The following is a 15805-nucleotide window of genomic DNA, read 5'->3' as shown; positions in this document are numbered from 1 at the left end:
TAAAGCCCAAGTTTTTCTTGGGCTTTTTTAGTTTTTGAGACAAGGTTTTATTTAATGGGGAACATGCTAGTCTACACAGTTGTTTAGATTGTGGGGGGTGCTATAATAAGTTTAGATAGCGGTATAACGCTTATCTAGTTTATTTGTAGTGCAACTTTTAAGAATTATGATTAATTTGTAGAACCAAAAAAAGAAAATAAATAAACAATTTATGGCATTTGATATTGATATGATCAAGGGAGTTTACTCCCAAATGGCCGAACGTGTAGATAAAGCTCGAGAAATCACTGGGAAACCAATGACTTTGGCCGAAAAGATATTGTACTCTCACCTATGGGACGGCTCTCCAACGACAGCATTTAAAAGAGGTAAAGATTATGTAGATTTTGCTCCAGATAGGGTAGCTTGTCAAGATGCAACAGCTCAGATGGCCTTATTGCAATTTATGCAAGCTGGTAAGGCAAAGGTGGCTGTGCCTACAACGGTTCATTGTGATCACTTAATACAAGCTAAGATTGGTGCCGATAAAGATTTACAAAATGCGATTAATCAATCTTCCGAGGTGTTTAACTTTTTAGAGTCTGTATCTAATAAGTACGGTATTGGCTTTTGGAAACCGGGTGCTGGTATTATACACCAAGTGGTTTTAGAAAACTATGCTTTTCCTGGCGGAATGATGATTGGTACTGATTCACATACCGTAAATGCAGGTGGTTTAGGTATGGTGGCTATTGGTGTTGGTGGTGCAGATGCAGTAGATGTAATGGCCGGTATGGCTTGGGAACTTAAATTTCCTAAACTAATAGGGGTTAAATTGACAGGAAAACTATCCGGTTGGTCTGCTCCAAAAGATGTAATACTTAAGGTAGCAGAAATACTTACCGTTAAAGGTGGTACGGGTGCTATCATTGAATATTTTGGCGAAGGTGCTACGTCTATGTCCTGTACCGGTAAAGGTACTATTTGTAATATGGGAGCAGAGGTAGGCGCAACTACTTCTACCTTTGGATACGATGAGTCCATGGCTCGTTACCTAAAGTCTACGGGTAGGGCAGATGTGGCAGAAGCTGCAGATGCTATTAAGGATTATCTAACGGGCGATGATGAAGTATATGCCAATCCAGAAGATTACTTTGATCAGGTTATTGAAATAAATCTAGATACGTTAAAACCCCATTTAAATGGCCCATTTACGCCAGATTTAGCCACGGTTGCTGGTCCTGAAATGACAGAAAAGGCGAAGAAGAACGATTGGCCAATGAAGGTAGAATGGGGTCTTATAGGTTCTTGTACCAATTCATCTTACGAGGATTTATCTAGGGCGGCAAGTGTTGCAAAGCAAGCGGTAGAGTTGGGATTAAAGCCTAAGGCCGACTTTGGAATTAATCCAGGCTCTGAACAAGTGCGCTATACTGCGGAACGTGATGGTCTTTTGGATATTTTTGAGCAATTAGGGGCCAAAATATTTACGAACGCCTGTGGCCCTTGTATTGGGCAGTGGGGCCGTTATGAGGACCCAAAAAATGCGCCAAAGAACACCATAGTTCATTCTTTTAATAGAAACTTTGCCAAGCGTGCAGATGGTAACCCCAATACGCATGCTTTTGTGGCTTCTCCAGAATTGGTGGCCGCGTTGGCTATCTCCGGAAAGCTAGACTTTAATCCGGAAACAGATACTTTACTGAATGATGATGGACAAGAGGTTAAATTAAAAGAACCAACCGGGTTTGAGTTGCCTCCAAAAGGTTTTGATGTGGAAGACCCAGGTTACCAAGCACCAAGAGCAGATGGATCTGATGTAGAGGTGGTGGTTAAAGAAGGTTCTGAACGTTTGCAGTTGCTAGACCCATTTATGCCAATTACTAAAGAAGATTTACAAGGAATGAAGCTTTTGATTAAAGCATATGGCAAGTGTACTACAGATCATATTTCTATGGCAGGTCCGTGGTTGCGTTTTAGAGGGCATCTAGATAATATTGCCAATAACACTTTAATAGGAGCTGTAAATGCTTTTAATGAGAAAACAAACTTTGTAAAGAACCAATTAACGGGTGAGTATGGACCTGTACCTGATACGCAGAGAGATTACAAAGCAAAAGGAATTAAGTCTATAGTAGTTGGTGATCACAACTATGGTGAAGGTTCTTCTAGAGAGCATGCAGCCATGCAACCCAGACATTTAGGGGTGGCGGCAGTTCTAGTAAAATCTTTTGCTAGGATACATGAAACCAACCTTAAAAAGCAAGGTATGTTGGCGTTGACTTTTGCAAATGAGGCAGATTATGACCTAATTCAAGAAGACGATACATTTAATTTCTTGGATATAGATAGTTTTGCGCCGGACACACCTTTAACAATTGAAGTTGTGCACGCAGACGGAAGTAAGGATACGATTAAAGCTAACCATACGTACAATAATGCTCAAATTGGTTGGTTTAAAGAAGGTTCTGCATTGAATGTAATCAAAAGAGAAAATGCTGCCTAGCTAGACTTTCTTTTATATAGATAAATAAAAACTCCTGAATTCTCAGGAGTTTTTTAGTTTTGTGCAAATTCCAGAATTTTTGCATGAAAAACAAGAAGAAGACTTTTTTCAATTTATTGGTTATCCTTTTTATTGCTGCCTTTTTTGTAACACCTCTTGGGCATTACGGTAAATTGTTTTTGAATAGGTTATTTGCAACATCACCCACCGAGATTCCTACAGCGGAACAACAAAATATTACTGATTATGATTGGAAGCTTAAAGATGAAGATTGGAACTTTTTCAATTTTGACGTATCTAAAAATAGAGTGGCCATTATTAATTTTTGGTCTAGTTGGCGTTTGCCTTCAGAAGCAGAATTAGCTAGTATTCAAAATATTTATGACGATTATAAAGGTAAAGTTGATTTTTACATTATAACAGACGAGCTGCAAGCTCCCGTTGAAGAATTTATGGCAAAACATGAATTTACTTTTCCGGTTACTTACCAAATAATAGGAGAAAAGTCACCATTCCCTATACCTACACCACCGCATAGTTATGTTATAAGTAAAAGTGGTGCAATTGTAGTAAATGAGGAAGGTATTTCAGATTGGAACACTAAGGATGTTAGGTCTCTCCTAGACCGTTTGTTGCGTGAATAATGATTATTACTTTTTAAAGTATTTAAAAGGAACAACCAACATTCCAAAATTCTCGCTTTCTTCTTTGCCCAAATGTTTATGATGAACCTTGTGGGCCCTTCGTACACCTTTAGCATACCAATTATTGGCATTTCTAAACATCTTAAAACGTTGGTGTATAAAAATATCGTGCACCACAAAATAAGCTATGCCATAGGCTAGAATTCCAAATCCTAGAGGCCAACCATACCAAAAAGAGGTTTCTGCACCCAGATAAAATAGGCTCATGCTTACAATAGCATAAAAGATAAAAAAGGCGTCGTTACGCTCAAACCAAGAATCGTGATCTTTATGATGGTGGTCTCTGTGTAAACTCCACAAAAAACCGTGCATAACGTATTTGTGTGTAAACCATGCCATGAACTCCATAAAACAGAAGGTAGCCAAGAATATAAAAAGGCCTATTAAAATATTCATATTAAACCAATTGTAATTTATAATTTAAATAGGAGTGCGCCAAAAGACCAAACTTCTGATAATTTGGAACACGTATACGAGCATTTTTTATTTCTAATGGTGGTGTGTTCTTCAATTTTGAAAGTAGTTTGGTGTAATAACGGTACGCTGTGTAAACACCAAACTTCGCTGTTGCCGGTAAGTTTTTAATGCCAGCATAACCCTTTGCAAAGTCTGCTTCAATTTCCTCTACAATACTTCGCTTAGATGCTTCGTCTAAAGCAGAAAGGTTGGTGTTAGGAAAATAAGAGCGTTCTAACTGTTCATAATCTGCTTTTAAATCCCGTAAAAAGTTAACTTTCTGGAAAGCGGAACCCAAGGCCATTGCAGCATCTTTAAGATTGTTGTATTGTTCCTTATCACCATCTACAAAAACACAAAGGCACATTAGGCCAACCACATCTGCTGATCCATAAATATATTCTTTAAACTCATCTACGGTTACGTAATCTTTCTTGTTCAAATCCATGCGCATACTTTTCATAAAGGCATCTACTAAATGCATGGGTATATCATATTTATGAAAAGTATATTGAAAACTATTTAAAATAGGATTTAGACTTATTTTATGTTCAATAGCATCTTTTAAATCTTTTTCAAATGCAGCGAATAATGTAGGTTTGTCATAATCGTGGAACGTATCTACAATTTCATCCGCAAATCGAACAAAACCATAGATATTGTATATATCGCCCCTAATACTTGGCGCCAACATTTTAGTTGCTAAAGAAAAAGATGTGCTGTAAGATTCTGTTACTAGCTTACTGCAACCGTACGAAACATGGTCAAAAATAGATTTCATTTTTTGCGGTGTTTTTTAATCGTTAAATCGGAAACAAGTTTGCCAGATATTAAAGCTGGAGGTACTCCTGGACCGGGTACGGTAAGCTGTCCGGTAAAAAACAAGTTTTCGACTTTGTTGCTTTTTAGGCTAGGTCTCAAAAACGCGGTTTGTGTTAAGGTATTGGCCATGCCATAAGCGTTGCCCTTAAAAGAATTGTAGGTTTCTACAAAATCATTTACACAAAAGCTTTCTTTAAATATAATGTTTTTTGAAACGTTTTGCTGCGTTAATTGCTCAAATCTATTGATGATTAAATCAAAATATTGGTTTCTTAAAGCGGCTGTATCCTCTAAACCAGGGGCAATTGGAATTAAGAAAAAACCGGCCTCTTTTCCTTCAGGAGCCATACTAGAATCCGTCACAGACGGGAAGTTGGCATAAAATAGCGGATCTGTTGGCCATTTTGGTTTATCATAAATTTCTTGAGCGTGAACTTCAAAATCCGTGTCAAAAAATAGGTTGTGGTGGTTAACGTTTTTTATTTTTTTATCAAAGCCAACGTAGAACAATAGGGAAGAAGGCGCATACGTTTTTTTATGCCAGTAATCTTCCGTATACTGTCTATATTTTGGGTCTAAAAGTGTTTCGGAATGGTGATAATCTGCGCCACTAATTACGTAGTCTGCTTCTAATAATTTACCATTTGTTACTACTCCGGTTACTTTACCTTTGTGAACTTCTATTTTTTCTGCGGGCGTATTTACTTTAAGTGTTACGCCTAAAGAAAGGGCTAAACTTTGCATAGCCTCTATAATTTTATACATACCTCCTTTAGGATGCCATGTACCAAGACCAAAATCTGCAAAATTCATAAAGCTGTAAAAAGATGGCGTATTCTGTGGTTTTGCACCTAAGAACAAGACTGGAAACTCTAAGGTAGAAATAAGTTTAGGGTTGTCAAACCGTTTTCTTACTTCTTGGCTTATGGTCTTAAAAAATTGGTCTACCCTCAAAATAGTGTCTTTTGTAACCAATTCTAAGGGGGATAAACCTGGTTTTAAAACTATTTTATTAATGGCGATGTCATAATTTTCTTGTGCCTTGGCTATAAAACTTTTTAAAGCAGGACTGCTGCCGGGTTCTATCCGTTCAAATTCTTCACAGATTTTATCCATATGGTCACCTATGGTAATTTTTTCGTCCTTAAAAAAGATACTATAGGCGGGGCTCAGCTTATCCAGTTCGTAAAAGTCTGAAGTTTTTTTGTCAAAATCGTTAAAGAATTTTTCGAAAATATCTGGCATCCAATACCAGCTAGGACCCATATCAAAGGTAAAACCCTCTTTTTTTAATTGTCTAGCTCTGCCACCTACCATGTTGTTTTTTTCCAAAACGGTAACGGTAAAACCCTCTTTGGCCAAATAACAAGCGGCAGAAAGGGACGAAAAGCCGGAGCCAATAACAATTACTTTTTTCATGTTTAAGTAGGGTTAAGACAATCTACTAATAAAGCGCTCTAGTGAATTGAACGTACTAACGCTTTCTGGTAAATTATCTTGGTCTAAATGTTGGGTTTGGTTACCTAATATCCAAAGTTTGCAATTGCCTACTTGGTTTATGGTAGTTTCGAACTTTTCTATGTATTTATCGATTTGGTCTTGTGAAGGACTAACGGTAAAGTACGACACAAAATGAATGTAATTATGATATTTTAATAAGTCTTGAAGGTTTTCTATTGGCATGGTTTGTCCAAGGTAGATAGATTTGTAACCCTTAAGATTTATTTCGTAATTCAAATAAAGAAGCCCTAGTTCATGAATTTCATTTTCTGGCAAGAATAATACAAATACTTTATCTTTTCTAGTAGGTTCTATTATTTGAAGTTTCTCTGTGTTTATGTATATTTTTTGTTTTATCAAATTCGTGATAAAATGCTCATGTGCGGGGCTGATCGTATCTGTTTGCCATAGCAATCCCAATTCATTCAATAAAGGAAGAAAAACCTCAGAAAATATTTCCCTGAAACTTCTTTCTGCCAATAAACTATTGTAGGTATTAAAGAACAAGCTCTGATCAAAATTGATCATAGCCAATTTAAAAGCATTCGTAGAATGGCTACGTTCGCTATTTTTAGCAACTATTTCCCTAACAATAACCGGAATTTCGCTCTCTGGTATTTTGGCTATTTTAGAAATTTTATAGCCATTGTGGTATAATAATGTAATGTTTAAGAGCTTTTGTAAACTTCTTAAACTATAAGTTCTTATATTGGTAGACGTTCTTTCTGGTTCAAATAAATTGTAACGTTTTTCCCAAATACGTATCGTATGGGCCTTTATTCCAGAAAGGTTCTCCATATCCCTGATACTAAATGATTTTTTTACGTTGTTCATTATTTTGTAAAAATGATTAAACAAATTTACAAATAAATAGGTTTCATACTCCTAAGCAAGCGTTAAATTTTATCAATAGGATATGAACAATAAAAAAGCCCTTTGTACAACAAAGAGCCTTGTGCCCACGACTGGATTCGAACCAGCACGTTCTTAAGAACACTACCCCCTCAAGGTAGCGTGTCTACCAATTTCACCACGTGGGCAAATGGTTGGCAAAAATAGAATAAATTATGCTAGTGGCTAACTTAAATTAAAAAAACCGGCCTAAAGCTGTTTTTGCTAAAGACCGGAAACCAAGTTAACCAACTAAATTTTATTCTAAAAAGTAGGAGACAGAAACGGTTAGGAACTCTTCGTAATCGTTGTTGTAGGAATTCCATATTTCTGGTTTAAAATATGTTTCGGACATGGACTGGATGTCGCCAACCTTTTTATTGGCCGCACTGGCTAAACGTGTAGCATTCTCTTTGGCATTGGCCAAAGCAGTTTTTAATAGCTTGTTTAAGGTGCCTTCTTCTACTTCTGCTTTAACTTGTATATAAACGGTTATACCGTTAATTCTATTAAATGAAAGGGTTTTAATGTCTTGGGGGTTTGTTGTCTCGTAGAAGTAAACGGTACCTTCTTTTTGGTAACCATAGGTTAGATAGGAAAGTTCGTCTTCTTTAAATTTACTTGTATCAAAACCTTTAGTCCGTAACATGTTAAAGTAAGCATTTTTTAAATCGTCCAGTGTTTTGTATTCTGGATTGCTATAAAGCACTTGATCCATGTTCAAAAGAATCTTGGCTTTATATTGGGTTACCTTGCGTTCTACCTTTACGCTACCACTCACAGATAGGGTATTAGGTATGGTCTGCGCCTTTGCTGCTATACAAACAAACAATAAGACTAATTGTATTAGTTGTTTCATAACAATTGGTTTTAAAATGTTAGTTGTTAAGCTACGGTAAAAAGAAAAGAGGCGACAATCATCCAAATACCCACAATGATACCTAGTACACCTAATTTACCCTGTTTGGGTGCAATTTTTGCACGTAGTTCTGCCGCTTTTACTTGAGCACTTTCATTTTTACCTATTATAATTTTGTTGATGACGGCAAAACCCAACATAAAGCCTAAGGTTGCTTCTACAATACTGCCGGCAAGTAAGGTTGCCCACCATATAGGAGCGGTGGTCATCCATCCAATATTTAAGATACTGGTTATAATGCCCCATACACCCCAAATACAAAATACTAAACCTATCCAACCTTGATAGGGTTCTACTTTTGCCAAAAGTTCTTTTGCGTTTGGTTTTTTAGAAAGAATTAGAGAGGGCACTGCTATAATGCTCAATAAAACTAAGGTAATCCCGTAAATCATAATTTTAATTTTTATTAGTTACAGGACAAATTTCTAGTAATAGGAAAGGAAATACAGCCCTATTTACCGTATAAATGACACCCCTGTTTTCAGGGGTGTCTATTTATTTTGGGCTTATTCGTCTTCTAAAAGCCCTAGTTTAATTGCATATTTGGTTAAACCAGCTAAGTTCCTTACCTCTAATTTAGAGATGAGGTTCTTTCTGTAACTTTCAATGGTATGTTTGCTCAAAAAGAGCTGGTCTGCAATTTCTTGTGTGGTAAATTCTTGGGCAATTAATTTTAGTACTTCTTTTTCCCTCTTAGATAAGGTGTCTTCCAATTTCTCTTCTTTGGAAAACATTCCCTTTAGGTAAACCTCTTTAATGGATTGCGAAAAATATTTATCGCCATTTAAAATGGTCTCAATAGCGGTTAGTAATTCTTCTTTTTCTGCATTTTTTGGAACATAACCATCTACATTGTCTTGTGTAAGGGTTTGTACGGTGGTAGTATCATGCAACATACTAACTACTAAGGTTTTTGTTTTGGGGTGGTTGTCTTTTATATGTTTGTTAAGTTCTATACCACTATAGTCTGGCATACTTACATCTGTAATGACCAAATCTATGGGTTCTGTAGCGTTGTTTATATCCAGATACTTTGCAACTTTGTGCCCCCGGTCTGCTGTTAATACAATGGTATATGCTTTATTATTGCCCAATATACTTATAAGGCCATCTAAAAACATTTTATGGTCGTCCGCAATAATAATATTGTAAGTGTTCATTTTAGTTGGCGTTTAAAGGAATGTTTATAGTTATGGCAGTGCCTCTATTTAGTGCACTGTCTAGTAGCATAGATGCCTCTAAATTTTGCAATCTAAGATTTAAATTTTTTAAACCGATACCCGTTTTATGTTTTTCCGTATCAAAGCCTGCACCATCATCTTCAAACAATAGTTGCAATTCATTTTGGTGTAGATTTAGGTGGACTTCCAAACTTGTGGCTTTTGCATGTTTTAAAACGTTGGTAGTCAATTCTTGTATTATTTGGTAAACTTCTACCTTTAATTTTTCTGGTAAACTATTTATCTTGGCGTTGGGGTGTGCAGAAAATGAAATAGTTAAGCTGCTATTTTTTGCAATGTTATCCAGGTAAATACGAATTAGGTTTACATAGTCTGAATTAATGAACTTCTTTGGGGTTAAATCGTGCGAAATATCCCGTACAAGCTCATAGGTGTCGTTAACTTGTTTAAGCAATTCTGAATTGTTTCTAGAAGTTGAAACTAAGTTCGATAGTTGCAATTTAATACCTGCAAGATTACCTCCTATGCTATCATGTAATTGTTTGGCAATTCTGGAGCGCTCTTCGGTCTGTGCCTCCAAACTGGCCTCTGCTAACTGTAGTTGTTGTTCTTGTTCTAGGGTTTTTAACTTTTGCTCGTTAAGTTCTTGTTGTCTTTGTGTTAACTGACTTTGCGTTTGAAGTTTTTGGTAGTAAACCACTAATAAAGCAACAATAGGAATCAGTAGAATTAGAAAACCATATAAAATGGCCATTTTTATTGTTTTTTGCCGCTTAAGCTCGTTTTGTTTGGCTACTTGCTCTTCTTTAAGCTGATAGATTTGATTTTCTTTTTGTAAGGTTTCATATTTAACTTCTAATTCCTTTAAATCTCGGGTGTTTTGTTTCTGTAGAATTTGATTGTTAACGGATAAATATTGCGTCATTAAATTATAAGCATTTTCAAAATCTTCTTTTTGCTGGTAAGTGTATACCAGTTGCTGAATAATCTTTTTTTGTAATTCTAAGTTATTCCATTGTATAGAGTTTGTGTAAGCAATAGAAAGTATGAGTTCTGCGGTCTCATGATTTCCATTATTATTCATTAACCTTCCGTAGCTGGTTACCGCTTCGGTGTAAATATCATAATAACGTTCTACCAGTGCTTTTTGCATAACCGATTCAAAATCGCTATACGCTTTATTCGTATTTTTTTCTTCCCCATATATATTGGCCAACATGAGTTTGGCTGCTATGGATAGCTTTGTATGGTGCTCATTTTTACTTACCAATGTAAAAAGTCGTTTAGCCTTTTCAAAGTTAGCTTGGGTTGCAGCTATGTTGCCCAGATAATAATTGGTATAAGAAAGCAATTCACCTTCTTTTAATTGGTTCTGTAAAGGCAATAATATCTCGCTGGCTTTCTCTATTTCTCCTTTATGAAAATACACTTTTGCCAATCCAATTTTAAGATTGTGTACAAAACCATCATCTTGATAGGCTTCGGCCTTATTAAGACCTTTTATGTAGGATACCAAAGCTTCATCTAACAGGCCATTTTTTAGGTTCCCTTCGCCATATAGCCATTGTGCCATTATTTCATATGTTCTTGCCGTATTGGTTTCGTCATGCGCATCTACGGTTTCTTGTGCCAAAACAGAAGCATAATGTAAAATAGAATCTGTATTGCCTTGTGTAACGTGTTGTTTGCCAATAGAAAACAATAGCCGCCACCTTTCCGTAGCTTGTGTTGCGGTTTCTAATTGGTGGTATAGTTCTGGGCTAATACTATTTGGTGTATGGCCAAAAGCTTTAAACCAAACTTTGTCTTGCTCTTGGGCACTGGTAGGGTTTACAAAAAACAAACTACTAATAATGCTAGCAAGCAAAATCCTTAGACCTATTCCTTTGGGCATACGATTAAATTTATGGTAAAGATAAAATTATGGTTAGAACGGTTATTACCACTCACTGTTTTCAGGGTTTTGGCAATTTAAACTAATCTAAATACTTTTATAAAAGCGTCTTTAAAGCATAAAGGCACAATTTTCCAAATATATACATCAACCAAACAACAATCTGATTATGGCTCAGTATGCTTCGTCTCCAAATTTTAATTATGGTTATCCTTCCCCGGGTCCGCAATCGCCCACCGGGCAAAATGTAATGGACCACGTTTTTTTTGTATCCAATTCGGAATGGAAGATTATACGAGAAGAGCAACAGTTTGATTTTGTTGTTATTGGGACCGGCTTTTGTGCATTGGCCTTTATTGAGCGTACTTTAAAAAATAATCCTTTTGCAAGAATTTTAGTTTTAGAAAGAGGCCCGTTTTTTTTGCCAGAACACTTTCAAGATTTACCAGGTCCCTATAAGAAAACCCTGGGCGGGTTAAGTGAAACTTACCCTTGGACGTTATCTACCAAAACCACTCAAGGTAAATACGTAAAATGGCAACATGGTATGGTGCCATTTTTTGGAGGAAGGTCTACTTTATGGAGTGGTTGGTGCCCAAGGCCCACAGAAGAAGAGTTAACAAATTGGCCCAAACCGGTAGTTGAGGTTTTAAAAGATTATTTCTTAGATGCGGAGGAATTAATGAACGTAATACCTGCAGATAAAATAAAGTCTACAAGCAACGAGAAACCAATCTTTGCCAGTCTGCAGAAAGAATTACAAAAACTACTCATTGAAAAAGGGTTAGAGGTATCTAATTTTACACGCATAATACCAGCTCCTTTAGCTGTTAAAACGGCAAAAGAAAACGATGTTGATTTTTCTAAGTTTTCTACGCCTAATAGGATACTGGAATTGATTGAGAAACAAGAACGCCTACATGCGGCGGGTAAAGGTAGTAAGTTAAAAGTGGTAACCAATTGCACGGTATCTAAAATACTGCAGCAAGAAAAAACGGCTACAGCCCTGGAGACCACAAGAGGTGTATTGGCATTGGGTGCTGCTAAACTAATATTGGCAATGGGTACCTTGCCACCAACAACATTGCTGCAAAATTCTTTTCCGCATTTAACAAAAGCTGGTACCCGCTTTACATCTCATTTTGTTAGTTCCATTGTGGCTAGGGTACCAAGAAAGGATTATGGTTTTGCTGCTAAACTAGCTAACTTAGAATTAGGGGCTTTTTATGTAGCTGGGGTAGCGCCCCAATTGGGTCATGAAGGGCAATTTCATATACAACTAACCGCATTATCTGATAAAAATCCCAAAGAAAACGCAGAAGCGGCTCTTAGAAATATGCCAGATGTGGTAGCTTCGGCAACAGAGGAACAATTACTAACTTCAAAAGACCATGTTGTTTTTGTTTGCGCTGTTTTAGGAGAAATCGACTTTAGAAATCCAAAAAATACGTTTTTAAAGAATGCTGATACCGACTCTACCGTAAATAGTACATTAAATATAGAATTAAATAAAAATGATGGGTTGGTTTGGGATGCTATGGACCAAATGACCTTTGATGTGGTAGAAAATGTGCTTTCACCTAAAGGTGCCACCAAGGTAGAGTATTGGGATTACCAAACCGGTAGTTGGCAAAAAGAGCATCCTAAAACAGAAAGTTTTAGGGTGCCGGGTTTAGTACATGAAGCCTCCACTTTATGGATAGGAGAAGGCGATGGGGTTGTAAACCTAGATTACCGTCCGCAAGAGGTGCCCAACGTATATGTTACAGGTGGGGCTTTGTGGCCAACCGGCGCTTCTTGGAATCCTACTTTAGCAATGGTAGCCTTAAGCCAGCATTTAGCGGATAATTTATCTAAATAGTTGATGTTGGTAGTGAAGAATCTGGATTTAACGAAAAGCCTTTCGAAAAACTTTCGATGCCCGTGAAAAATCTATACAGCTCTGTTATTCAATGTATTTAAGCTGTTTTTGGTTAAAATCTATTTTGATATACTTTAATTGAATAAATACAATTCGCACTATTTAAAAACAATTTTCGAAAGGTATTATAAGTACATTTGGTAAAAACGATAAAACTGCAATATGTACTTTTTAGGACTGGACGTAGGGAGCTCTTCCCTTAAAATTGCCTTAATTGAATCTAGCTCTGGTAAAAGTGTTACCGTGGTGCAAGAACCAAAGGAAGAAATGTCCATGTATGCTGCCCAAGCAGGTTGGGCAGAGCAGGATCCTAACGTATGGTGGCAACATGCCTGTAACGGAATTAAGCGGATTATCAAAGAACACTCCGTAGATGCAGATTTAATAAAAGGTATAGGTATATCGTACCAAATGCACGGACTGGTTTTGGTAGATAAGCATGGAGAACCTTTAAGAAAATCAATTATTTGGTGCGATTCTAGGGCAGTGGAAATAGGTAACGAAGCTTATGCGAATATGGGAGTAGATTTTTGTAACACCCATTTATTAAATAGTCCAGCCAACTTTACGGCATCTAAATTAAAATGGGTAAAAGAGCATGAACCTTCCATTTTTAAAGACATCGATAAATTTATGCTTCCGGGAGATTTTATCTCCTACAAACTAAGTGGTTCTATCAATACCACCTTATCGGGTTTATCTGAAGGCGTTTATTGGGATTTTAAAAAAGATGCGATTTCAGAAGAACTGCTAAATTTTTATGGATTACCAAAGGATTTGGTTCCAGAAATAGTACCAACTTTTGGCAAACAAGCTTTTGTGGACCAATCTGGTGCTACCCAAACGGGTTTAGCTATTGGTACGCCTATTCTTTATAGGGCTGGTGATCAACCAAACAATGCACTTTCTTTAAATGTATTTAATCCAGGAGAGGTTGCCGCAACCGGCGGAACTTCTGGGGTAATGTATGCGGTTACAGATAACCTGTCTGTTAAAGAGTGCGATAAGGTTAACAATTTTGCCCATGTTAATTATGAAAAAGGGCAAAAGCAACGTATTGGCAAATTGTTGTGTATAAATGGAGCAGGGATACAATACCGCTGGTTAATGAATAACTTAAGTGTTTCTTCCTATGATGAAATGAACCAACTGGCTGGCGCCATACCAGTAGGAGCAGATGGTGTAACGGTAATTCCTTTTGGTAATGGTGCAGAACGTATGTTGCAAAACAAAGATGTAGGCACAAGAATAGTGCATTTAAACCTCAACAGGCACAATAAGGCCCATTTGTGTAGGGCCGCTTTAGAAGGTATAGCGTTTTCTTTTGTTTATGGCTTTGAGATTATGCAACAAGATGGTATTGTGCCAAAAGTAATTAGGGCAGGTAACGATAATTTATTTAGATCAGAAATTTTCTCAAATACCATTGCCACATTGCTAGGTCAAGAAATAGAAATTTACAATACTACCGGGGCTATAGGTGCTGCAAGAGCTTGTGCTTTACAAGACGGTGATTATAATGCATTTAATACGTACATGAAAAACGACCATGTAATGACATACATGCCGTTAAAGGATAAAACGGCCTACCAAACAGCATACGATAATTGGAAAAAAGAATTGAGTTTAATTTTAAATAAATAATCAACAAATGGTATTAATAGGAGATAAAGAATATTTTAAAGGAATTGGCGAGATTAAATATGAAGGTAGGGAATCTGATAATCCCTTAGCGTTCAAATTTTATAATCCAGAACAAGTAGTTGCCGGTAAAACCATGAGAGAGCATTTTAAATTTGCAATGGCTTATTGGCATACCCTTTGTGGTACCGGAGGAGACCCTTTTGGTCCAGGTACCAAAGCGTTTCCTTGGAGTACTGCTACAGATCCGCTTGTTGCAGCAAAAGAAAAGGCAGATGCAGCATTTGAATTTGTAACAAAAATGGGGTTTGACTACTATTGTTTTCATGATTTTGATTTGGTAGATGAGGCTGGTACCCTTGCGGAATCTGAAAAAAGGGTTCAGCAAACGGTAGCCTACCTTAAAGAAAAAATGAACGCTTCTGGGGTAAAACTACTATGGGGAACAGCTAATTTATTCTCTAATCCCAGATATATGAACGGTGCGGCTTCTAACCCTAATTTTGATGTAGTGGCGCATGCAGGTGCTCAAGTAAAAATTGCCTTAGATGCAACAATGGAACTTGGCGGTGAAAACTATGTGTTCTGGGGAGGTAGAGAAGGTTATATGTCCTTACTGAATACCAATATGAAATTGGAGCAAGATAACATTGGTCGTTTTATGCGAATGGCAAGAGACTATGCTAGAAAAAATGGATTTAAAGGCAGTTTCTTTATTGAACCAAAACCAATGGAGCCTTCTAAGCATCAATATGATTTTGATTCTGCTACGTCTATCAATTTTATAAGAGAGCAAGGCTTGGAGAACGATTTTAAATTGAATATTGAAGTTAACCATGCCACCTTGGCCCAACACACTTTTCAGCATGAACTACAAGTGGCGGCAGATGCAGGAATGTTAGGAAGCATAGATGCTAACCGTGGAGATTACCAAAACGGATGGGATACGGATCAATTTCCAAACAACTTTTTAGAAACGGCAGAAGCAATGTTGGTATTCTTAAAAGCTGGTGGTTTACAAGGTGGTGGTGTAAATTTTGATGCCAAGACCAGAAGAAATTCTACAGATCTAGAAGATATATTCTTAGCACATATTGGTGGCGCAGATACTTTTGCACGCGGTTTACTTATTGCAGATGCTGTTATGCAAAAATCACCGTATGAAGATTTACTTTCTAAACGCTATGCCAGCTTTACCTCTGGTAAAGGAGCAGATTTTGTTAACAACAAACTAGATTTGGAAACGTTGGCCAAAATTGGAATGGAGAAAGGAGAACCACAGACTATTAGTGGAAAGCAAGAATTGTTCGAAAACATATTGAACCAGTATATATAAGTTAGTTTTAGTTATAAAACCGGTAATTTATATTTAGGTTACCGGTTTTTTTGGC

The 15805-nt window shown here is 36.9% G+C and carries 13 protein-coding genes and 1 tRNA gene; 5 read left to right on the top strand and 9 right to left on the bottom strand.

Annotated elements, in window-relative coordinates; genetic code table 11:
* Positions 1-211 precede the first annotated feature (211 nt).
* Both BUL40_RS14310 and BUL40_RS14305 read left to right on the top strand, forming a co-directional pair.
* The gene (locus BUL40_RS14310) at positions 212-2485 is read left to right on the top strand and encodes an aconitate hydratase (protein ID WP_080319809.1); all 2274 of its coding nucleotides are present in this window, start codon (positions 212-214) and stop codon (positions 2483-2485) included.
* Between the two features lie 83 nt (positions 2486-2568).
* Positions 2569-3129 (top strand): TlpA family protein disulfide reductase, encoded by a 561-nt coding sequence (locus BUL40_RS14305; protein WP_080319808.1) that lies wholly within the window; start codon positions 2569-2571, stop codon positions 3127-3129.
* A gap of 6 nt (positions 3130-3135) precedes the next feature.
* Here the strand turns inward: BUL40_RS14305 and BUL40_RS14300 are convergent, their stop codons facing one another.
* From BUL40_RS14300 to BUL40_RS14260, 9 genes are all read right to left on the bottom strand, one after another.
* The gene (locus BUL40_RS14300) at positions 3136-3585 is read right to left on the bottom strand and encodes a sterol desaturase family protein (RefSeq protein WP_010519951.1); all 450 of its coding nucleotides are present in this window, start codon (positions 3583-3585) and stop codon (positions 3136-3138) included.
* Position 3586: 1 nt separating this feature from the next.
* The gene (locus BUL40_RS14295; RefSeq protein WP_080319807.1) at positions 3587-4426 is read right to left on the bottom strand and encodes a phytoene/squalene synthase family protein; all 840 of its coding nucleotides are present in this window, start codon (positions 4424-4426) and stop codon (positions 3587-3589) included.
* Positions 4423-5886: a phytoene desaturase family protein gene (locus BUL40_RS14290; protein WP_080319806.1), complete on the bottom strand. Its 1464-nt coding sequence runs from the start codon at positions 5884-5886 to the stop codon at positions 4423-4425. Before BUL40_RS14290 ends, BUL40_RS14295 begins: the two co-directional genes overlap by 4 nt.
* Positions 5887-5898: 12 nt before the next feature.
* Positions 5899-6801: a MerR family transcriptional regulator gene (locus BUL40_RS14285; RefSeq protein WP_010519954.1), complete on the bottom strand. Its 903-nt coding sequence runs from the start codon at positions 6799-6801 to the stop codon at positions 5899-5901.
* 122 nt (positions 6802-6923) lie between these two features.
* Positions 6924-7007: transfer RNA gene (locus BUL40_RS14280), tRNA-Leu, on the bottom strand.
* 110 nt (positions 7008-7117) lie between these two features.
* Positions 7118-7717, bottom strand: a complete 600-nt coding sequence (locus BUL40_RS14275) for an SIMPL domain-containing protein (protein WP_080319805.1) — start codon at positions 7715-7717, stop codon at positions 7118-7120.
* Positions 7718-7743: 26 nt separating this feature from the next.
* Positions 7744-8169: a hypothetical protein gene (locus tag BUL40_RS14270; protein ID WP_010519956.1), complete on the bottom strand. Its 426-nt coding sequence runs from the start codon at positions 8167-8169 to the stop codon at positions 7744-7746.
* A 114-nt stretch (positions 8170-8283) separates the two neighbouring features.
* Complete coding sequence (locus BUL40_RS14265; protein WP_080319804.1) at positions 8284-8937, bottom strand: response regulator; 654 nt, start codon at positions 8935-8937, stop codon at positions 8284-8286.
* A 1-nt stretch (position 8938) separates the two neighbouring features.
* Positions 8939-10852 carry an ATP-binding protein gene (locus BUL40_RS14260; protein ID WP_080319803.1) on the bottom strand — a complete coding sequence of 638 codons (1914 nt, stop codon included), beginning with the start codon at positions 10850-10852 and terminating at the stop codon, positions 8939-8941.
* 169 nt (positions 10853-11021) lie between these two features.
* Between BUL40_RS14260 and BUL40_RS14255 the strand changes: the two genes are divergently transcribed.
* The 3 genes from BUL40_RS14255 to xylA all read left to right on the top strand — a co-directional run bounded on the left by BUL40_RS14255 (position 11022) and on the right by xylA (position 15750).
* Entirely contained in the window at positions 11022-12713 is a 1692-nt protein-coding gene (locus BUL40_RS14255; protein WP_080319802.1) for a GMC oxidoreductase, read from the top strand.
* A gap of 222 nt (positions 12714-12935) precedes the next feature.
* Positions 12936-14417 (top strand): xylulokinase, encoded by a 1482-nt coding sequence (locus BUL40_RS14250; RefSeq protein ID WP_080319801.1) that lies wholly within the window; start codon positions 12936-12938, stop codon positions 14415-14417.
* Between the two features lie 7 nt (positions 14418-14424).
* Positions 14425-15750 carry a xylose isomerase gene (gene xylA / locus BUL40_RS14245; RefSeq protein WP_080319800.1) on the top strand — a complete coding sequence of 442 codons (1326 nt, stop codon included), beginning with the start codon at positions 14425-14427 and terminating at the stop codon, positions 15748-15750.
* The last annotated feature ends 55 nt before the right edge of the window (positions 15751-15805 follow it).

Source organism: Croceivirga radicis (genome assembly GCF_002072105.2).
GTDB lineage: Bacteria > Bacteroidota > Bacteroidia > Flavobacteriales > Flavobacteriaceae > Croceivirga > Croceivirga radicis.
This window is presented reverse-complemented; position numbering and strand designations above follow the sequence as displayed.